This window comes from Campylobacter sp. P0103, assembly GCF_002139545.1.
Classification (GTDB): Bacteria; Campylobacterota; Campylobacteria; order Campylobacterales; family Campylobacteraceae; genus Campylobacter; species Campylobacter devanensis.
This window is the reverse complement of the sequence record NZ_MJKG01000001.1, coordinates 463,147-483,988: the sequence shown is the minus strand read 5'-3', so window position 1 is coordinate 483,988 and position 20,842 is coordinate 463,147. Positions and strand designations below refer to the sequence as shown.

Sequence of the window (20,842 nt, the reverse complement as noted above, 5' to 3'; positions counted from 1 at the left end):
TGCCTTATTATACTACTATCATTTAAATTTTTATAAAAATTAGCTTTAATTACTTATGCTATAAATAATTAGAGTATAAATTTGAAGTTATCAAATTTATACTCTAAAAAACTAAAAAATTATCCCTTCTCTATCTTGCTTTTCTAGGATATTATTTTGTTCTTTTGGTAGCGGAGAAGTAGTAGTATATAATGCATCTACTCCGTTATAAACTCTACGATACACACCAGGAGGCATATCAAATTTGCGTTTAGTTTGTGGATATTCATTTATATACTCTTGCATAAACTGCTTAAATACTGGTGCGGCTGTTCTAGAACCACCCTCTACATAGCGCATCGGAGTGTTATTGTCATTTCCATACCATATTAATACTTGAATCTCAGGGCCAAAACCGCAAAACCATGCATCTACGCTCTCATTTGTAGTTCCGGTTTTTCCTGCTAGTTCAATTCCATCAACTTTTGCTGAGCGACCAGTTCCATTATTTACAACATCTTGAAGCATTTTAATCATTAGATATGCTTGTTCTGGTTTGATAATCTCGCTGCTTTTTGGCTCGAATTTAAATATCTCACCATTTTTGTTCTCTACAAACTTAATTAGTCTAGTCTCATGTCTAGTACCAAGTCCTGGGAATATCGAGTATTGTTCGCTATAATCCATAAGACTAACCCCAAAGCTTCCAAGTGCAATTGATAGATTATTAGGAATATCTTTAAAACCAAAATCCTCTAAATCCCTTTGAACTACATCAAGGCCAATAGAATTTAAAAGATTTATTGTAGCAAGATTACGCGATTGTTTTAATGCATCATTTAAAGTGATTAAGCCTTTAAAATTGCCACTAAAGTTTTTAGGCTTCCAGTCTTGATCTTCTTTGTTATTTTTATTTACTCCTTCATAAATTCTAGATATATCAGCTATTTTGCTTTGTGGGGATAATCCTTGGTTTAAAGCAATTTGATATATAAATGGTTTAAAACTAGAACCAGGCTGGCGAGAGCTTTGTGTAGCACGGTTAAAGTTGCTTTTGGCATAATCTACACCGCCTACTAAAGCTAGTATATCTCCATTAGTAGGATTGGTGACGATCATTGCGCCATTTAATACTGTGGTATTTGCGTCTTTATTGCGTTTTAGGATTTCGTTATAGCCAAATTTAAGTGCATTTTGTGCTATCTCTTGTACTTTTAAATCAGCATTTAAAGTGATTTTATATCCACCATATCGTATATCAGGATATAGAGGGGCTAGCTGCTTTATAGTCTCATCTACTAGATATGGAGCTTTGTTTTGGGTTAGGGTTTGATCATAAATTTTTGGCGTCTCTTTTATAGCAGCTTGATACTCTTTGGTGGTTATCCAGCCGATATTGTGCATTCTTAGCAGTACATTATTTGCTCTTGAGAGAGATAGATCTAAATGTCTTGTAGGATCATAGCTGCTAGGTGCTTTTGGTAGGCCCACTAGCATAGATATCTCTTTTAAGCTTAGTTCATCAAGATTTTTTTTAAAATATCCAAGCGCAGCAGTCTTAATCCCATAATATCCGTGACCAAAATATACCTGGTTTAAATATCGCTCAATTATCTGTTCTTTAGTTAGAGTGTACTCAACTTCGTAAGAGATTACTAGCTCTTTTAGTTTACGAGTAAATTTTTTCTCACGTGTTAAGAGCATATTTTTGACTAGTTGTTGAGTTAGAGTTGAGGCTCCTTCAACTAAAGACATTGCTTGAATATCTTTAATTGCTGCTCTAAAAATCGCTTCATAATTTATCCCGCCATGTTCAAAAAATGCTGTATCTTCTATAGCAATGAGTGCTTCTATAATGCGTGGCGAAATTTCGCTAAATTTAGCGTATTGTCTATTTTCTTCATCAAAAATATAGGCTACTAAATCACCATTTTTATCATAAATATGAGTCGTTAATTTTGGATTGTAATCTACAATTTTAGATATATCAATCTTAATTTGAGAGTAAAAATATATAATTCCAGCCACGCTAGCTAATGCTAAAATTATAATTAGGTTGAAAATATATTTCATAAAAATGCCTTTAAATTTATAATATCTAGCCCCATGGCTGTGGGTTTGTTGCCGCTTTCTTGTTCTATATATATTTTATTAAATCCTTCTATCATCATCGCTCCAGCTTTATCTTTCCATAATCCACTAGCTATGTATTCATCTAAATGAGATGAATTAAATTTAGCAAATTTATAGCTTGCAATACTTAGCATATCAATAGAGATATTTGGGCTAATAAACTTCATAGCAGTATAGACGCTAGTCAAATTTCCGCTTTGCAACTCTAGCATATATCTAGCGTGCGCTTCATCTGTGGCCTTACCAAGAATTTTTCCGCAAGCTGTTACGCTACTATCAGCAAAAAGAACACGCTCATACTGGTTTTTAAATTTATCAAAAAATTGCTTGGCTTTGTTATTTACGATACTCATAGCATATTTTGCTGGTGGTAAATTTGTGTCAAATTCTTCATTATAATCTAGGCTAACTTGAATAAACTCAACACCATATTCACGCAAAATCATCGCTCTACTGGCTGAGCTAGATGCTAAAACTATCATAAAAATCCTCTAAAAGTAACACCAAGATAGATATTAATAAATGATAAAACGATATTTAAAGGGGTAAAATAATATATTATCAAAACTAAATTTTCATGACTCATAAGCATATCATCTTTTAAAAACGCCTCTTTGGCTTGACGAAATTTATACCAAATATACGCTAAATTTGCCCCAATAAATGCTAAAATTGCTAGCTTAGTTTTAACAATTGCTTCGACCATTGGATCGCCAATTGGAAATCGTTCTCCATAAGACATAAACATTCCGCCAAAGCCTAAAAATGCCACTATCGCTAAGGCGCTAAAAAGAAATTTATTAAATTCCTTTAAAATTAGCTTATAGCGATGTGGATTTTGCTCAATATCCTTAAAGCAGTAATGACCACAAACTACTACCGTAATTTGTAAAGCAATAAAAAGCGCTGCAACACTAATATGCATAAATGGCGCAATCTGGTCAAGTCTAGCAAATGAACTATTTAAAGCGTTCAAAGTTTACTCTTAATTAATTTGTTAGCTTCTTCTAAGGCATTTGATATTTTGTTTATATCTTTGCCTCCAGCAGTGGCAAAGTCATCTCTTCCGCCTCCGCCTCCGCCTACAATTGGGGCAATTGCTTTTACTAATTCTCCAGCTTTTATATTGCAATTTTTAGATCCAGCTGCTAGCATTACCTTGCCATCTTTGGCACTAGCTAAAAATATTACAACACTATCAAATTTATTTTTTATTTCATCAATTTTTGCCTTGATATCACCATTAAATTCATCAACAACTACATTAATGCCATTTATAAGCTTAGAGCTTAGCTCTACTGATGAAGTGGCATTTTTTATCTCATTTTGAAGAGATTTTATCTCATCTTTTAACTTAGCAATAGCAGCAATTGGACTAGCGCCTTTTAAACTAGCTTTAATCTCTTCAAGCTCGTTTCTTAGCTCATTTGCGTAGTTTAGTGCAGCACGAGAACAAACCGCCTCAATACGCCTAACTCCAGCACTTACACCGCTCTCTTTGGTAATAAAAAAACTACCTATTTCATTGATATTTTCAACATGAGTGCCACCACATAGCTCCTTAGAACAGCCCAAAGTTAAAACACGCACTTCATCGCCATATTTTTCACCAAAGAGTGCTATAGCTCCACTATTTTTAGCTGAGTTTATATCCATTATTTCTACTTTTGCTTTAGCGCCTGCTTGGATTTGGTCATTTACAAATTTTTCAATTTGGGCTAACTCATCGCTACTTACAGGTTTTGGATGACTAAAGTCAAATCTTAATTTATCAGCCTCTACGCTACTTCCAGCTTGAGATATATGTGAGCCTAAAACGCTTCTAAGTGCTGCGTGAAGTAGGTGTGTGGCTGAGTGGTGACGACGGATTTCTAATCTATTTGGGCTTACTTTGCACTCTACTTCGTCACCTACGCTAATAGTAGAACTTACTTGAATTTGGCTTAAATTTAGTTCAAAATATTTTTTAGTATCTAAAACTTTGTTATCATTTATTTTGCCACTATCTCCACATTGTCCACCGCTTTGAGCATAAAATGGAGTTTTATCAAGCATTATATATCCGCTCTCGCCAGTGCTTAATTTATTGGTGATTTTAAATTCGTTATTAAGCAGAGCTAGAACACGGCTAGTTGAGCTTAAGCTGTCATATCCGATAAATTCATTTTTGCCAAATTTTTCAAGTAGTTCTTTAAAATCCCCACTCTCCTTAGCCGCATCGCCACTCCCTTTCCAGCTAGCTTTTGCTCTTGCTTTTTGTTCACTCATTAAAGTATCAAATTTAGTGGCATCTACACTTAAGCCTTTTTCTCTTAACATATCTGCAGTTAGATCTAGCGGAAAACCATAAGTATCATAAAGCTTAAACGCTACTTCGCCACTAAAAATATCTTTAGTTTTAGCAAGTTCTTCATTAAATAGATCTAATCCAGCAGCAATAGTAGCTAAAAATCTCTCTTCTTCAAGCTTAATTAGCTCTTTTACATACTCTTTTTTCTCGTTTAGATATTCATAGTGACCACCCATTAATTCTACTACTTTATCTACAAGTCTATACATAAATGGCTCTTTTATGCCAAGAAGATATCCATGCCTTAGGGCTCGTCTTAGAATTCTTCTTAAGACATATCCACGACCTTCTTTATCAAAATTTACGCCTTGAGCTAGCAAAAATACAACCGATCTGATATGATCGCTAATAACTCTAAAGCTTGCACCACTTTCATATTCATAAGCTACATTTGCAATTTTGGCTACTTCGTTGATAAGTGGCATAAATAGTGAACTATCATAGTTGCTAAATTTGCCCTCTTTAATAGCTGTAACTCTCTCAAGCCCCATTCCAGTATCGATGCTAGGTTTTGGCAAAGGAGTCATAGTTCCATCGCTACTTCTTTCAAACTGCATAAATACAAGATTCCAAATTTCTAAAAATCTATCACCATCGCCACCCATATAATCTTCATCACTATTAAAGTGTTCAGCGCCTTGGTCATAAAATATCTCGCTACATGGCCCACAAGGTCCAGTATCCCCCATTGCCCAGAAGTTATCCTTATCACCAAATTTATAAATTCTCTCTTTCTCTATATGTTTTTGCCAAATTTCATAAGCCTCATCATCGTTTTCATGTACAGTTACATATAATCTATCTTTTGGTAGTTTTAAAATTTCAGTTACAAACTCCCATGCATAGGCAATTGCTTCAGTTTTAAAATATTCACCAAAGCTAAAATTTCCTAACATTTCAAAAAATGTATGATGTCTGGCTGTATAGCCTACATTATCTAAATCGTTGTGTTTGCCTCCAGCTCTAATACAAGTTTGACAACTAGTACGAATTGGTGGATTAGGGCGTGGTACATCCCCAGTAAATATACTCTTAAATGGAACCATTCCAGCGTTTGTAAAAAGCAAGGTTGCATCATCAGGAACCAAGGCTGAAGAAGCAACTACTTCGTGTCCTTTGCTTTTAAAAAACTCTAAATACTCTTTTCTAATATCCATAGATTCTATCCTATTTAAAAAAATGGCTAGATTGTATCATAAATTTACTAAATTTATTAAATTTAAGATAAATTTTATATCCAAATTTATCATTTTTAGGTTGCGAAATTTAAGCATTAACTAGCTATAATTTGTTCTTAATTCAACTAAGGGAGAGAATATGGCAAAAGATTCAAATGGTACAGAGTTAAACGCAGGCGATAGTGTTACAGTTATTAAAGATTTAAAAGTCAAAGGCGCAAGCAGTACTATTAAACGTGGCACAACAATTAAAAATATCAAGCTAACTAGCAAGGATGGTGAGGTAGAGTGCAAAATAAATGGCGTTGGGACAGTAGTTCTAAAATGCGAATTCCTTAAAAAAATCTAAATTTAATAAGAAAAGGCTTAGGTTTTTTCTTATATGGAGAATACGATGGTTGAGATTTTAAGTGGAGTGATTGCAGTAATTGTTAGCGCAAGCTTTTGGTTGGGATTTATGCTATTTAAAAAGAGCGGTCAATTAAGTGCTTTAGGTCAAAGATTGAGTGATTTAAATGCAAATTTAAATATAAAAGAGCAAGAGTTAAATAGCGCAAAAGATGAAAATAAAGAGCTTCAAGAGAAAAATATACAAAATATACAAAAGATTACAGAATTAACAACAAAATTAGAAAATGCAAATGAGACAAATGCTCAACTAAAGGCTCGTCAAGATGAGTTAGATAATAAAACTAGGGAGTATTTTGATCTAAAAACTAAACAGATGAGCGAGAATTTGCTAAATTTAAGTAGCAAAGAGATGACTGAGAGTTCAGCTAAGATTTTAGAGAGTTTAATCACTCCTTTAAAAGATGAGATAAGTAAATATCAAAAGTCAAATATAGAGATAAATAGCGCCTTCAAAGTAAATTTTGAAAATTTAAAAAGTGAAACAAAAGGGGTAATGACGCAAGCGCAAAATTTAGCCGATGCATTAAAGAGTAATAAAAAACTACTTGGTAACTGGGGAGAAATTCAGCTTGATAGTGTATTACAAAGTAGTGGGTTGATTTTGGGTCAAAACTATGATAGGCAAGTAGCTTGCAAAGATGAAAATGGAAATCAAAAATATCTAGATGTGGTAGTGAAATTTGATGAAAGCAAGCATGCGATAATAGACGCTAAATGCTCATTGGTTAATTATAATGAATACCATAATGCTACAGATGATAGCACCAAGGAGGCTTATGCTAAAGCATTAGCAAAGGATATAAAAAATCATATTGATAATTTAAGTTCTAAAAATTACACATTTTTAGATAGTAAAAATTATGAGTATGTATTTATGTTTATTCCTAATGATAATATGCTGTTTGTAGGACTTGGTGCTGATAGTAGCTTATATGAATATGCCTATGAAAAAGGTGTATTTATAACTACTCCACTTACACTTCTTATGGCGCTAAAAACCGTCTATATATGTTGGCGAAATTTAAAAAGCGATGAAAATGCAATGAAAATCTTTGCTGAAGCTGGAAAAATATATGATAAATTTGACGTATTTATTAAAAATTATGAGAGATTAGAAAATCAAATAATTGCTATGAGTAAGGTTATTGAAGATGGTAAAATTACGCTTTATCAAGGGCGTGGAAATTTAATAAGTAAATTTGAAATGCTCAAAAAGCTTGGGGCAAAAACTTCAAAAACCTTGCCATATACTCAAAGCTATGATGAGATAGATACGCAGTGAAAAAGATAGCAATCTTAGCTACTGGTGGAACAATCGCTGGTGCTAGTACTGGGCCGATAAATTCAGTATATGAGAGTGCCAAATTTGGTATTAATGAGATTTTAAGCGAATTTAATGAGTTAAAAAGTATAGCCGATATTAGTGCAGAGCAGATTTGTAATATCGGTTCTCAAGATATGAATGAAAAAATTTGGCTTAAACTCTCACATAGGGCAAATGAGTTATTGGCTAATGATAAAATAGATGCGTTAGTTATAACTCATGGAACTGATACGCTTGAAGAGAGCGGGTATTTTTTAACTTTAACAATAAAAAGCCAAAAACCAGTAGTAATAACTGCAGCTATGCGAAGTGCAAACTCCTTAAGTAGCGATGGAGCGATGAATTTATATAATGCTATAAGTGTTGCAGCTTGTAAAAATAGTGCTAATATGGGTGTGCTGGTGGTGATAAATGATGAGATTCACCTAGCTCGTGAGATTATAAAAACAAATACAACAGCATTAAATGCCTTTGCTTCACCAAATTGCGGTAAATGCGGAATTGTACATTATGGCAAGGCGGTATTTTATACCAAAAGTCTTAGACGCCATACGATGCAAAGCGAGTTTAGTGCTAAATTTTGTAAAGATCTATCAAGCTTACAAAATTTGCCATGCGTAGAGATAGTCTATGATTACGCAGGGGCTAGCGGTGAGGCTGTCTATAGCGCTTTAAATTTAGGTGCAAAGGGTATAATCTGCGCAGCTCTTGGCAATGGCAACCTAAGTCCAAATATGCTTCATGCGCTGAAATTTGCAAATTCTAAAGGAGCGATAGTAGTAATCTCAAGCCGTACAAATAGTGGCATAATTAGTGGAGATGAGTTAGATTTTAATAAGTTAAATTTTATCCTTAGTGATTCGCTTAATGCACAAAAGGCTAGAGTGCTTTTAATGCTTTGTATTGCTAGCGGATTTGATAAAGAGATAATAAAAGAAAAATTTAATATTTATTAGAGTAAATTTGTAACATATAAACTGATAAATTTATAAATATTGTAATTTACTATTTTTATTTTGTTATCTTTAAGTTTTATTAATATATACTACAGAATTCAAAAATTGTCTTAGGAGTTAAGGATGAAAGAAAAACACTACGAGGTGGTGATAGTCGGTGGTGGTATCAGTGGTGGTGCGCTACTATATGAATTAGCAAGATATACAGATGTTAAAAATATTGCATTGGTAGAAAAGTACGGCGGTCTTGCTACGTTAAATTCAAAAGGAACAGCTAATTCTCAGACTGTACATTGTGGTGATATAGAGACAAACTATACATTTGAAAAAGCTCAAAAGGTAAGCAAAACTGCTAGAATGGTAGTAAAATACGGTTTGCAGCACGGCTATCAAGGTAAATATATGTTTGATGGTCAAAAAATGGCAATTGGCGTAGGCGATGTCGAGGTAGATTATATTAAAAATAGATATGAGGAATTTAAAGAGCTTTATCCATATTTAGAGTTTTATGATAAGGCTGAATTAGCTAAAATTGAGCCAAAAATTATTTTAAATAGTGATGGCACTCATAGAGCTGAAAATGTAGTTGGTATGGGTGTAAAAAGTGGAGAATATACTACAGTTGATTATGGTGCATTTACAACTACATTTATAGAAAATGCTAAAAAAGATAAAAGCGAATGCGATGTATATTTAAATTCAAGAGTAGATGAAATTTACCGCAATGGTGATAAATACTATATCCAAACCGCAAATGGCTTATCAATTAGTGCTGATTTTGTTGTAGTAAATGCAGGTGCTCATTCATTATATTTAGCACATAAAATGGGCTATGGTCTAGACTTTGGTTGCTTGCCAGTAGCTGGTAGCTTTTATTTAACTAAGCAAAAACTTCTAAATGGTAAAGTTTATATGGTACAAAATCCAAAACTTCCATTTGCTGCGCTTCATGGTGACCCTGATATCTTAGCTGATGGTTGTACAAGATTTGGACCAACAGCACTTGCATTGCCTAAACTTGAGAGATATCATGAGAATTGGGGTAGCTTCCTTGACTTTTGTAAGACTTTAAATTTTGACACAGCTATTGCCGGTATCTTGTTTGATCTATTTAAAGATAGTGAAATTCGCAACTATATCTTACGTAATTTCTTATTTGAAGTACCATATCTTAATAAAAAGCTATTTGTAAAAGATGCTAGAAAAATTGTCCCAAGCCTAACTACAAATGATATCTATTATGCTAAAGGTTTTGGCGGCGTTCGCCCACAAGTTTTAAATAAAACTGAGAAAAAGCTAATGCTAGGTGAGGCAAGTATTAATCCAAAAACTGGTATAATTTTTAATATGACACCAAGTCCAGGGGCTACTAGCTGTCTTGGCAATGCATTAAGGGATGTTCGTGAAGTTTGTGAATATCTAGGTAGGAACTTCAACGAAGCTAAGCTAAACGAAGAGCTATTTGACTAATATCAGGCGGAGAAATCCGCCTAAATTCTGCCAAAATTCTCATCATTTATCCTTAAATTTGGTATAATTACCAAAACTTAGGAGTAAATATGAAAAAAACAAAAATCGTAGCAACAATTGGCCCATCTAGTGATTCTATTGAGGTTATTAAATCTTTAATTATAGAGGGAGTAAATGTATTTAGACTAAACTTCTCACATGGAACACATGAATATCATCAATCTACAATTACTAAGATAAAAGAGGCTTCAAATGCCTTAGGAATCAGGGTTGGAATACTTCAAGATATCTGCGGACCAAAAATTAGAATTGGTACATTAAATGAACCATTTGAGTTAAAAGCAGGTGATAGATTAAATGTATTAAAAGAGAGTATAATTGGCCGCAAAAATGGAGAAATTTATGAACTTAGCATAAATCAGCCTCAAATTTTATCCTTGTTAAAAGAGGGTGAATATATATATTTATATGATGGAATGATAAAGGCTAAGGTAGTAAAATGTCTGCCAGATATGATTGAAACTGTAATAGAAAATGATGGCATACTAAGCTCAAATAAAGGGGTAAATTTCCCAAATACTAAACTAAATATCGATGTTATTACTCAAAAAGATAGAGCTGATATGTTATTTGGAGCGCAAAATGGAGTAGATTTTGTTGCTATCAGTTTTGTGCAAAATGCAAATGATATTATAAATGCTAAAGCTATATTAAAAGAGTTTAGCTCAAGTGCTAAGGTATTTGCTAAAATAGAGAAATTCGATGCAGTAGAAAATATTGATAGCATAATAGAAGCTAGTGATGGAATTATGGTTGCTCGTGGAGATCTTGGTATTGAGGTGCCATACTATAAAGTTCCAACCATTCAAAAGCTAATTATTAAAAAGGCTAATGCCGCAAACCGCCCAGTAATTACTGCTACACAAATGATGCTCTCAATGGCAAAGAGTCAAAGTGCAACAAGAGCTGAAATAAGCGATGTAGCAAACGCTGTATTAGATGGGACTGATGCTGTTATGCTAAGCGAAGAGAGCGCTGTAGGAATAAATCCAGCCGCAGTAGTAAAAGCTATGAGTGCAACAATAGTCCAAAGTGAGCTTATATATCCATATGGCAAATTTGATGAGTTTGAATTTGCTGATGAAACTGATATGGTAGCAAGTGCTAGTTCGCATTTGGCTCAAAGAATAGGTGCAAATGCTATTATTTCAATTACTAGTAGTGGTTCAAGCGCTATTAAGATGGCTCGTAATCGTCCAACTATGCCAATAATTGCTGTAACTCATGATGAGAGCGTGGCTAGAAGTTTGACTATTGTTTGGGGTGTAACTCCAAGTTTAGTTGTGCCACAAAATCAGTTAAATCTGCTTTTAGCCAACACCATAAAAGGATTAAAAGATGCAAATTTAATAAGCGATGAAGCCACCTATACGCTTACAGCAGGCTATCCAGCTGGCAAAATTGGTAGTACAAATTATATAAGAATTTTAAGAAAAGAGCAAATAAAATACTATCTAAATGAGGTAAAATAGTGGAAAGATTAAATTTAAAAATCGCTAATAGTGATATTGCTCTAATCTATGAACATAGTAGCGAATTGCCACTTGTTGGAATTAAACTTGTCTTTAAGGTGGCTGGAAGTTGCAATGAAAAAAAACATGGCATAGCTACAATGGCTGCTGAATTGCTAAGTGAAGGTAGTAAAAGACTAGGTAGTAATGAGTTTAATAGGGCGCTTGATATGCGTGCGATTTTACTTAGTGCTAGCGCTGGATATGAGACTTTTGAAATTAGCTTAGAGTGTTTAAGTGAACATTTTGAATATGGTTTTGATATGCTGTTAGAATTACTAGCTCAGCCAAATTATGATAAAAATATCCTAAAAAAACTAAAAACCCAGACACTTGGCATAATTGCTTCAAATAACAGTGATTTTGATTATCAAGCAAGCAATGCATTAAAAGCAATTTTATATCCAAACTCACGCTTAGCTGCGCCTAGTATCGGCACACCTGAAAGTATCGCTCAAATTGAGCTTGGCGATATTAAAGAGTTTATAGAAAATAGTTTAAATTTAGAAAATATGTTTATAGTTTTAGGCGGTGATATAGCGCTTGAGAGAGTTAAATTTGATAGATTAGCTGATGTATTAAAAGTTGGAGAGGTTAGAGAGTTAAGTCCTGTAGAAGTTAGTATTGAACAAAGAGAAGAGATAATTTCTAGACCAAGCCAGCAGGCTTATATATATTTTGGCTCACCGCTTAAATTTGCTTTAGAAGATAGATATAAGCTGAGTGTAGCAATGTTTATTCTAGGTAGTAGTGGATTTGGATCTAGGCTTATGGAAGAGATTCGTGTAAAGCGAGGACTAGCATATAGCGTATATTGTTCGGCTAATTTAAATCTTAGCTATAATTCAATGAGTGGATATTTGCAGACTAAAAATGAGAACAAAGATAAAGCTATACATCTAATAAAAAGTCAGATTGCCAAATTTGTCAAAAAGGGTGTAACTCAAAAAGAGTTAAATGCAGCTAGAAATTTCTTGCTTGGTAGTGAGCCACTTAGAAAAGAGACGATGTTTAAGCGTCTTGCAATAGCTCAAAAAGAGTATTATCAAGGCTATGATTTGGGCGAATTTGATCTAAATTTAGAGCGTATTAAATCACTAAAGCAAAAGGAGTTAAACGAGTTTATAGCTAGCCTTGAAGAGCTTAATTGGCTTAGTATTGCGTGCTTGTATAGTTGTCTATATAGCGAGCCAAAATAGTGGAGTACAAGGAGTTAAAAGAGCTAGGTATCGCAAGTTTACTTGATCTAGCTTTGATTTTGCCTAAAAGCTTTGATGATTTGCGTGTTAAAAATGAGCCAAGTATCGGTGAAAATAGTGTAGAAATTGAGATTAAATCATCTATAACTCGTCCTACGATGCTTAGTATTTTGGCCTATTGTATCTCATGGGAGTGTGATGTTTCTATTGTGATATTTAATGCTAGGCCATGGCATTACGCCTCTTTTAAGCGTGGCAAAAGACTCTATATCCATGGTAAATCCGTATTATATAATGGGCTTTGGCAGTTTAGTAATCCTAAAATTATTACAAAAGTTGGCCAGATTATTCCACATTATAAAAGAGCATTAAAAGACAACCAAATTCAAAATTTAATCAAAAAATATATAAATTTAGAATCCTTAAAATCTCAAGGATTAAATGGTGATGAGGCTAGGCAAATTTTAGCCTTACATGAACTTAGCGATGAGGCTTTAAATTCGGTTATGAATTTAAATAATAAACAGCTAGATACACTTAAATTTATTGAAATTTATAATTATCTAAAAAAGCTTAGTGCTAAAAAGGTACTTTTTAAGGCCACTGCTATTAAGCCCTATAATATCACACATTGGCTTAGCTCATTGCCTTTCATTCCTACAAGCGATCAGATAAAAGCATTAGAAGATATTAAGGAAGATTTAGGTAAAAGTATAGCAGCAAAGCGTGTAGTAATGGGTGATGTAGGAAGCGGTAAGACTTTGGTAATCTTGGGCGCAGCACTACTTAATTATCCAAACCGCTCGATTTTGATGGCGCCTACAACTATTTTAGCCACACAGCTTTATAGCGAGGCTATGAGGCTTTTGCCTGATTTTGTGAGAGTAAAATATCTACAAAAGGGGGCAAAAAATGTAAATTTAAATGACGCAGATTTGATCATTGGTACTCATGCTTTACTATATCAAGAACTTCCAAAAAGTACTCTTATAATGATTGATGAGCAGCATAGATTTGGTTCTATTCAAAGACAAAAAATAGATGAATTAACGCGCGATGAGAGCTTAAGGGCGCATTTTTTACAGTTTAGCGCCACACCAATTCCTAGAACGCTTTCACTCATTGAGTCTGAATTAGTAAGCTTTAGCTTTTTAAAAGAGATTCCATTTGCTAAGCAAATTAGCACACATATTATTCAAAATAGTGGATTTGGCGCACTTTTAGAACATATCAAAGAGCAAATTTCACAAAATAAACAGACGATCATTGTTTATCCGCTAGTAGAAGAGAGCGAGGTAAGCAATTATCAAAGTCTAAGTGTAGCTGCGCCATTTTGGTTAAATAAATTTCAAAAAGTCTATGTAACACATGGTAAAGATAAGCAAAAAGATGATATCTTAGAACAGTTTGCAAATGATGGAAATATTTTATTAGCTACGACTATTGTTGAGGTTGGGATCTCTCTTCCACGGCTTTCAACTATCGTAATTGTAGGTCCTGAAAAGCTAGGACTTGCTTCACTTCATCAGCTGCGTGGTAGGGTTGGTAGAAATGGTGGGCGAGGTTGGTGTTATTTATATACTAAGCTTGCAAGTATTCCAAGTAGATTAAATGAATTTGCTCAGACGCTTGATGGATTTGTTGTAGCTAAAATTGATTTAAAAAACCGTCAAGCTGGTGATATTTTAGATGGAACAATGCAGCATGGAGCTACATTTGAATACTATGACATGGACGAGTTAATAACTCAACGAGCTAAAAAACGACTAGCAGATTTTAAAGCTAAAAATGTAGTATAAATTTATATTTGGTAAAAATTTAGTATAATAAGATAAAAAATCTAGGAAAAAGCCATTGAATATCGATAAAATTCGCCAAAATATCATATTAAAAGATGGGATTTATTATTTTGACTGGACAGCTAGTGGGCTTGGGTATATACCAATTGAAGATGAAATTAGGCGAATGCTTCAAACCTATGCTAATACACATAGCGAGTGCAGCGAATGTTCTAATATTACTACAAACTACTATGAAAATGCACGTACTGGAATAAAAAGATTACTAAGATTACAAAGTGATTTTTTGCTTTTACCATGTGGGCAAGGTAGTAGTGCTGCGATTAAAAAATTTCAAGAGATAATGGGAATTTATATCCCACCAGCAACTAAAATGGCTTTAAATATTGATTTTGATACTATTAAAAAATCTTTACCGCTTGTAATTGTAGGACCTTATGAACATCATAGCAATGAGATTAGTTATAGAACTGGGATGTGTGAGGTAGTTCGTATTCCATTGGCTAGAGATGGTGGACTTCACTGGGGTGAGCTTGATAAAATTTTAAAAATCAATGCCAATAGAAAAATCATAATTAGCATAAGTGCTGCTTCAAATGTAACTGGTATAAAGACAAATTTGGCTATGCTAAATGCAGCTGCTAAGCGATATGGCGCTATAATTGCTGTAGATGCCTCAAGCCTTATTGCTTATGAAAATGTAGATAGCTCGCTTTGCGATGCGATATTTATCTCGCCACATAAGCTGCTTGGCGGTGTTGGGAGTTGTGGTATTTTAGCAATTAGAAAGTCGCTATTTAGCTCAAATTTACCGACATTTTCAGCTGGTGGAACAGTAGGCTATGTCAGTAAAAAAAGTATTCATTATCTAGAAGATATAGAGAAAATTGAAGATGCTGGAACCCCAGCGATCACTCAGTTAGTTAGAGCATATTTAGCATTTGAGCTTAGAAATAGGGTTGGTTTAGAGTTTATAAATGAGCAAAAGACTTTGCTTATGGATAAATTTGAGCTAGGGCTTTCTAATATAAAAGGTGTGATAGATTATGTGCCTAAAAATTTAGAAAGGCTAGCTATTTTTGCTTTTAATATTAAAGGTATTTCACCTTTTGATTTAGCTCGGGTTTTAAGTAAAAAATTTGGAATTCAAAGTCGTGCTGGATGTTCATGTGCTGGGCCATATGGTCATGATTTATTGGGATTAAAAGATGATGAACCTTTAAGCTTTAAGCCAGGCTGGTTGCGTGTGAGTTTGCATTGGTCTCATAGTTTAGATGATGTGGATTATTTGCTTAATGCTATTGGGCAAGCTAGAAAGGATTTGATTTAAAATTTAGTATTAATTTGAGACTTGTATTTAAGTCTCAAATTAATGATTTTAATTAAATAGATTTTGCAAGCCATTTATCAGCTCTTTAGCGCCTTGACTTTTTTCCTTATCGTTGTCAAAAAGTTTATCTATTCCTTTGCTAATTTCTTCATTTATTTTCTCTTTGATATAGTTTGAGCTGATAGAATATTTTGGTTCATCGCTTGTGCCAGTTATCTTTATATCGATATCTGTTTTTTCTATATTGGCTGTTATTGGAATATTGATAGCTTTTGTAGCAGTATCTAAACTACCATTAGCTATACTGATATTTGCCTTTTGCGAGTTAAGCTGAGTTATAAAATTTATTAAATTTAGATCAATTGTTCCTTTTAAATAGCCATCTTTAAATACTTCTTTTGTGATATCTTTTTGAATTGCTGTGCTTATTAGCGTAGTTAACCCACTTCTTGCTAATTGACCTTTGGCTATATCGGCATTAAAATCTCCTTTGGCGCTATCTAGATTATAGTTAGCATTTAGCGTAGCTTGACCCTCGTAAAATGGCATAAAATCTAAAAATTCAAGCAATTTTGCAATCTCAAATGTTGATAGATTTAAATTTGCTTTATTATCTTTGATATCAATTTTTAGTTTTGAGCCTATAAAATCGCTATTTAATGTGGCGTTTACACTCTCATTGATTGATATTTTTCCGCTTGGATTTAGTGCGCCATTTAACTTCATTCCAGTTAAAAACTCAAGTTTTGCAAGGCTTGGTATATCTGCGCTATATAGTGCTTCTAGGCTATTTTTATTAATATCATAGCTTCCATCAAATTTATTTATTGTAGCTAAATTTGAATTAATTATGGAGGCAAAATGCACGGTTGAGTTGGTAAATGTTGGTTTGATATGTGCGTTTAGTGTTGTATTTTGTGGAAATTCTTTATTAGTTAGTTCTTTTAAATTAGCTGCATTTAATACACCATTTTCAAGTTTTATATCGCCTTTTCCATTTAGATTTGCTATATCAATGCTATCTAAATTTAGTTCACCATTTAGTTCACCATTTAAAAGTGGTTTTTGTCCAATCATCAAGAATATATTTTGAACTAGGATATTTTGAATTTTAGCCTTTAGTTTTCCATTATCAAGATTTGCTGTGATTATGCCATCCATTGCTTTAATATCTACATTGGCGCTTTTTAGTGGTGATTTTTGATTATTTAAATTGGCATCTATATCTGCATTTAGAGCGATTTGGCCAGATAGTTTTGTGCCTGAGATATTGCCAAACTTAGCTAAATCTGGTACTAGTGCTTGGGCATTTGCTTTGGCAGTATTTTGGGCTAGATTGTAGCTAGCATCTAGATTGTTTAGGTTTAAAATCTCAGATATTAAATTTGCTTTAAGTTCTGCATTATCACCTTTTAGTGCGGCTTGAATATCTGAATTAAAGCTTACATTTTTAGGTAGGCTTGCACCTATCATTTTATTTAATTCATTAGCATTAATTATTCCACCATTTATATTTATACTTACATTTCCAGCTCTTTTGTTTGGATCATTTAGTGCGGTAATTAAAGCAGCCCCATTAATATTGCCATTTAAAATTGCTGGCATTGAAACTAGCTTTAAAAGCTCGTTTAGTTTTATTTTTTTAATATCAGCGTTTATTTTATTATCTGCCATTTTAGCAGTTATAACCCCACCTAATCCGTTTATATCAGTATCTAAAAACTCTAAATTTCCATTAGATATTTTTGTATTGGCTTTGGCTGTAATTTCTCCGCTTAGTTTTTGGCCAATTATTGGTTCTAGCTTGGCTAAGTTTGGGATATTTAAATTCAGATCACTATTTAATACATTTTCATCTATATTGTATATAGAATTTAGAGCTGCTGCAACGGCAATTGGTGTGGTAATTATACTTTTAGCTTTAGCTGTGCGACCTTCTAGATTTAGATTTGAATCAGCCTTTATAGTAAAATTATTTGGTAAATTAATTCCATAATCAGTTGCAATTAACTCATTATTTGTTATAGCTTTTGGTATATTTAGGCTAGCTGTTCCACTATATAGTGTGTCCTTGCTAGTGATATCAGCTTGGATATTCATATTGCCTGTTATGTATGGTTTGCCTAGAGCAATAGCTGTGATTTGAGCTAAATTTAATGATTTAGCATCTAGCTTTATCTCAAGTGGAGCAAAGTCCTTGATTCTAGCTGCAAAACGTAAATTTGATCCAACAATCTTGCCGCTACCATCGGCGATGAAGTTGCTAAGTTTACCAATGACCTTACCTTTTAGGTTAATATCATCTTTTATAGCTATTCCAAGGTTGCTCAAATCGCTTGTAGCTGTGGTATAATTAAGGTCAAGTGCTTGACTAAATAGGCTATAATTCCCATAAACTCTAGCTTTTAAGGCGTTATTGACACTAGCAGTTATATCAAGATTGCTAATACCAAGCTTAAATTCGTCAAGTCTAATATCCATTCCACTTTTTTCAGAAGCGATTTTTTCTATATATGGCTTTAAAATACTATTTCCAACACTGCTAAAAAGCAGTGTATAAATAGTAGCTAAAACCACCACCAAAATACCTAAAATCCAATATACAACTCTCATTTAAATTCCTTATAAATTTTTGTTTATTATACTAAAATTTAATTTAATAAAATCAAAATCACAAATCTATTTTTATGCGAAATTAATTTAAACTTTAGTGGCTTAGACTAAATGTTTTTGATAAATTCTATTTAAATTTGCTCAAAATTTATTGACATATATATAAAATTATGATATATTTTCATCACTCAAATATATAGAGTGCTAATTTTTAAATCAGATTACATGAAAGGATCAAAATGAATTTTTTACCATTAGGTAAGCGTGTGCTTATAGAAAGAGAGGAGGAGCTTAAAACTACAGCTTCAGGTATTATCATCCCAGATAATGCGTCCAAAGAAAAACCAAGCGAAGGCAAAGTTATCGCTGTTAGCAAAGAAGTAGAAGGAATTAGCCAAGGCGATAGAGTTGTATTTGCGAAATATAGCGGTAGCGAAATTACGCTTGATAACAAAAAATATTTAGTATTAAATACAGATGATATCTTAGGTATCATAAAATAATAAAAAGGATAGAAAATGGCAAAAGAGATTATATTTGCAGATGATGCTAGAAATAGATTATATAATGGCGTTAAAAAATTAAGCGATGCGGTTAAAGTAACAATGGGTCCAAGAGGCCGCAATGTGCTTTTACAAAAAAGTTTTGGTGCGCCAACAATAACAAAAGATGGCGTTAGCGTGGCTAAAGAGATTGAACTAGCTGATACTATAGAAAATATGGGCGCAGGCCTAGTAAGAGAAGTAGCTAGCAAAACCAACGATGAAGCCGGCGATGGCACTACTACAGCTACTGTTTTGGCTCATGCTATATTTAAAGAAGGTTTAAGAAATATCACAGCTGGAGCAAATCCAATCGAAGTAAAAAGAGGTATGGATAAATTCGCTACTGCGGTGATAAACGAGCTTAAAAACGCATCTAAAAAAGTAGAAGGCAAAAAAGAGATCGCCCAAGTAGCTACAATCTCAGCTAATAGCGACACAAGCGTTGGTGATCTAATAGCTGAAGCTATGGAAAAAGTAGGTAAAGATGGAGTTATCACAGTTGAAGAGGCTAAATCAATCAATGATGAGTTAAATGTAGTTGAGGGTATGCAGTTTGATAGAGGCTATCTAAGCCCATATTTCATCACAAATGCAGAGAAAATGCAAGTTGAGCTAAGCAGCCCATTTATACTATTATTTGATAAAAAAATATCAAATTTAAAAGATCTTTTACCAGTTTTAGAGCAAATCCAAAAAACAGGCAAACCTCTACTAATCATCGCCGAAGATATAGAGGGTGAGGCTTTAGCAACTTTAGTTGTCAATAAACTTCGTGGCGTGCTAAATATCTCAGCAGTTAAAGCCCCTGGCTTTGGTGATAGAAGAAAAGCTATGCTAGAAGATATCGCTATTTTAACAGGTGGCGAAGTAATTAGCGAAGAGCTAGGTAGAACTTTGGAGAGTGCTAGTATAAATGATCTAGGTCAAGCTGATAGAGTAGTAATCGACAAAGACAACACTACAATCGTAAATGGCGCCGGCTCAAAAGAGGCGATAGATGCTAGAATCAGCCAAATCAAAGCTCAAATAGCTGAAACTACAAGCGACTATGACAAAGAAAAACTTCAAGAAAGATTGGCTAAATTAAGCGGTGGTGTAGCAGTTATCAAAGTCGGAGCCGCTACTGAAACTGAAATGAAAGAGAAAAAAGATAGAGTAGATGACGCTCTAAACGCTACTAAAGCAGCAGTAGAAGAGGGCATCGTGATAGGCGGCGGTGCTGCTTTGATTAAGGCTGGAAATAAAGTAGATTTGAATTTAAAAGGCGATGAGTTAATCGGTGCTGATATCGTCAAGCGTGCTTTATTTGCCCCACTTCGCCAAATAGCTGAAAATGCTGGATTTGATGCTGGTGTGGTAGCTCACGCAGTAAGCAGTGCTGATAAGGCAAATTACGGATTTAACGCTGCTAGCGGAGAGTATGTAGATATGTTTGAAGCTGGTATTATAGACCCTGTTAAGGTAGAGCGCATAGCACTTCAAAATGCTGTTAGCGTAGCTAGCTTGCTACTTACTACAGAAGCTACAGTGAGCGAAATCAAAGAGGATAAACCAGCTATGCCAGCAATGCCTGATATGGGCGGTATGGGTGGAATGGGCGGTATGATGTAAGCCCTTAAAATCTAGAATTTTATAATTCTAATCTCAAAGCTTGGGAATTTTGAATTTCCAAGCTAAGGATATTTTTGGTTATAATTATTCTAATAAATTAAAGGAGGATTGGGATATGGCAGCTTTTTTTGTATTTTTTCTTATTTTTAGTATTTTGGGTATTTTGGTTGCTCCTCTTGCTATTTATTATATATATATAATACATTTTTTGTTTTGGAATATGAGAGTTCTGAAACTATAAAAAATACTGATTATAATTATGGTAAATTTCTTAAAATGAAAAATAAGATTGTAGAAATTACATATTATATAGTTGTTTTTTATACTCTTGTTGCTATTTATGGTTATATTTATACTTTATATCTTGTCTTTT

At 33.6% G+C, this 20,842-nt stretch carries 15 protein-coding genes; 10 read left to right on the top strand and 5 right to left on the bottom strand.

Annotated features, from left to right (window positions below; genetic code table 11):
• Positions 1 to 111: 111 nt before the first annotated feature.
• From CIGNP103_RS02455 to alaS, 4 genes are read right to left on the bottom strand one after another with little or no spacing between them, the layout of a single operon-like run.
• On the bottom strand, positions 112 to 2,052 hold the full coding sequence (locus CIGNP103_RS02455) for a transglycosylase domain-containing protein (RefSeq protein WP_086268522.1): 1,941 nt from the start codon (positions 2,050 to 2,052) through the stop codon (positions 112 to 114).
• On the bottom strand, positions 2,049 to 2,594 hold the full coding sequence (gene maf / locus CIGNP103_RS02450; RefSeq protein WP_086234274.1) for a septum formation inhibitor Maf: 546 nt from the start codon (positions 2,592 to 2,594) through the stop codon (positions 2,049 to 2,051). Before maf ends, CIGNP103_RS02455 begins: the two co-directional genes overlap by 4 nt.
• Complete coding sequence (locus tag CIGNP103_RS02445) at positions 2,591 to 3,088, bottom strand: hypothetical protein (RefSeq protein WP_086224043.1); 498 nt, start codon at positions 3,086 to 3,088, stop codon at positions 2,591 to 2,593. The genes maf and CIGNP103_RS02445 overlap by 4 nt, the downstream gene beginning before the upstream one ends.
• Positions 3,085 to 5,619 (bottom strand): alanine--tRNA ligase, encoded by a 2,535-nt coding sequence (gene alaS, locus CIGNP103_RS02440; RefSeq protein WP_086268521.1) that lies wholly within the window; start codon positions 5,617 to 5,619, stop codon positions 3,085 to 3,087. Before alaS ends, CIGNP103_RS02445 begins: the two co-directional genes overlap by 4 nt.
• A gap of 160 nt (positions 5,620 to 5,779) precedes the next feature.
• Here alaS and CIGNP103_RS02435 point away from each other — a divergent pair, with 160 nt between their 5' ends.
• From CIGNP103_RS02435 to CIGNP103_RS02400, 8 genes are all read left to right on the top strand, one after another.
• On the top strand, positions 5,780 to 5,989 hold the full coding sequence (locus tag CIGNP103_RS02435) for an alkylphosphonate utilization protein (protein ID WP_086224045.1): 210 nt from the start codon (positions 5,780 to 5,782) through the stop codon (positions 5,987 to 5,989).
• 45 nt (positions 5,990 to 6,034) lie between these two features.
• Positions 6,035 to 7,333, top strand: coding sequence for a DNA recombination protein RmuC (rmuC, locus tag CIGNP103_RS02430; RefSeq protein WP_180381785.1), 1,299 nt, complete (start codon positions 6,035 to 6,037; stop codon positions 7,331 to 7,333).
• Complete coding sequence (locus CIGNP103_RS02425) at positions 7,330 to 8,331, top strand: asparaginase (protein ID WP_086268519.1); 1,002 nt, start codon at positions 7,330 to 7,332, stop codon at positions 8,329 to 8,331. The genes rmuC and CIGNP103_RS02425 overlap by 4 nt, the downstream gene beginning before the upstream one ends.
• A gap of 123 nt (positions 8,332 to 8,454) precedes the next feature.
• Entirely contained in the window at positions 8,455 to 9,801 is a 1,347-nt protein-coding gene (locus CIGNP103_RS02420; RefSeq protein ID WP_086234277.1) for an FAD-dependent oxidoreductase, read from the top strand.
• An 89-nt stretch (positions 9,802 to 9,890) separates the two neighbouring features.
• Complete coding sequence (pyk, locus tag CIGNP103_RS02415) at positions 9,891 to 11,333, top strand: pyruvate kinase (RefSeq protein ID WP_086268518.1); 1,443 nt, start codon at positions 9,891 to 9,893, stop codon at positions 11,331 to 11,333.
• Positions 11,333 to 12,571 (top strand): M16 family metallopeptidase, encoded by a 1,239-nt coding sequence (locus tag CIGNP103_RS02410; RefSeq protein WP_086224050.1) that lies wholly within the window; start codon positions 11,333 to 11,335, stop codon positions 12,569 to 12,571. Before pyk ends, CIGNP103_RS02410 begins: the two co-directional genes overlap by 1 nt.
• Positions 12,571 to 14,370: an ATP-dependent DNA helicase RecG gene (recG, locus tag CIGNP103_RS02405; RefSeq protein WP_236846975.1), complete on the top strand. Its 1,800-nt coding sequence runs from the start codon at positions 12,571 to 12,573 to the stop codon at positions 14,368 to 14,370. Before CIGNP103_RS02410 ends, recG begins: the two co-directional genes overlap by 1 nt.
• 55 nt (positions 14,371 to 14,425) lie before the next feature.
• A complete protein-coding gene (locus CIGNP103_RS02400; RefSeq protein WP_086268516.1) occupies positions 14,426 to 15,700 on the top strand; it encodes an aminotransferase class V-fold PLP-dependent enzyme in 1,275 nt (424 codons plus the stop codon).
• Between the two features lie 48 nt (positions 15,701 to 15,748).
• On the opposite strand, the gene CIGNP103_RS02395 is transcribed toward CIGNP103_RS02400, so the two are convergent.
• Complete coding sequence (locus tag CIGNP103_RS02395; RefSeq protein WP_086268515.1) at positions 15,749 to 18,313, bottom strand: hypothetical protein; 2,565 nt, start codon at positions 18,311 to 18,313, stop codon at positions 15,749 to 15,751.
• 239 nt (positions 18,314 to 18,552) lie between these two features.
• On the opposite strand from CIGNP103_RS02395, the gene groES reads away from it, so the two are divergent.
• Together groES and groL are read left to right on the top strand one after the other, a co-directional pair.
• Positions 18,553 to 18,816 carry a co-chaperone GroES gene (gene groES / locus CIGNP103_RS02390; protein WP_086224054.1) on the top strand — a complete coding sequence of 88 codons (264 nt, stop codon included), beginning with the start codon at positions 18,553 to 18,555 and terminating at the stop codon, positions 18,814 to 18,816.
• Positions 18,817 to 18,831: 15 nt separating this feature from the next.
• The gene (gene groL / locus CIGNP103_RS02385; RefSeq protein WP_086226528.1) at positions 18,832 to 20,469 is read left to right on the top strand and encodes a chaperonin GroEL; all 1,638 of its coding nucleotides are present in this window, start codon (positions 18,832 to 18,834) and stop codon (positions 20,467 to 20,469) included.
• Positions 20,470 to 20,842 lie beyond the last annotated feature (373 nt).

Excerpts from the sequence above, each read along its gene's own strand:
- CIGNP103_RS02455 (WP_086268522.1), bottom strand. The coding sequence starts at position 2,052 with ATGAAATATATTTTCAACCTAATTATAATTTTAGCATTAGCTAGCGTG.
- maf (WP_086234274.1), bottom strand. The coding sequence starts at position 2,594 with ATGATAGTTTTAGCATCTAGCTCAGCCAGTAGAGCGATGATTTTGCGT.
- alaS (WP_086268521.1), bottom strand. The coding sequence starts at position 5,619 with ATGGATATTAGAAAAGAGTATTTAGAGTTTTTTAAAAGCAAAGGACAC.
- CIGNP103_RS02435 (WP_086224045.1), top strand. The coding sequence starts at position 5,780 with ATGGCAAAAGATTCAAATGGTACAGAGTTAAACGCAGGCGATAGTGTT.
- rmuC (WP_180381785.1), top strand. The coding sequence starts at position 6,035 with ATGGTTGAGATTTTAAGTGGAGTGATTGCAGTAATTGTTAGCGCAAGC.
- CIGNP103_RS02420 (WP_086234277.1), top strand. The coding sequence starts at position 8,455 with ATGAAAGAAAAACACTACGAGGTGGTGATAGTCGGTGGTGGTATCAGT.
- pyk (WP_086268518.1), top strand. The coding sequence starts at position 9,891 with ATGAAAAAAACAAAAATCGTAGCAACAATTGGCCCATCTAGTGATTCT.
- CIGNP103_RS02395 (WP_086268515.1), bottom strand. The coding sequence starts at position 18,313 with ATGAGAGTTGTATATTGGATTTTAGGTATTTTGGTGGTGGTTTTAGCT.
- groES (WP_086224054.1), top strand. The coding sequence starts at position 18,553 with ATGAATTTTTTACCATTAGGTAAGCGTGTGCTTATAGAAAGAGAGGAG.
- groL (WP_086226528.1), top strand. The coding sequence starts at position 18,832 with ATGGCAAAAGAGATTATATTTGCAGATGATGCTAGAAATAGATTATAT.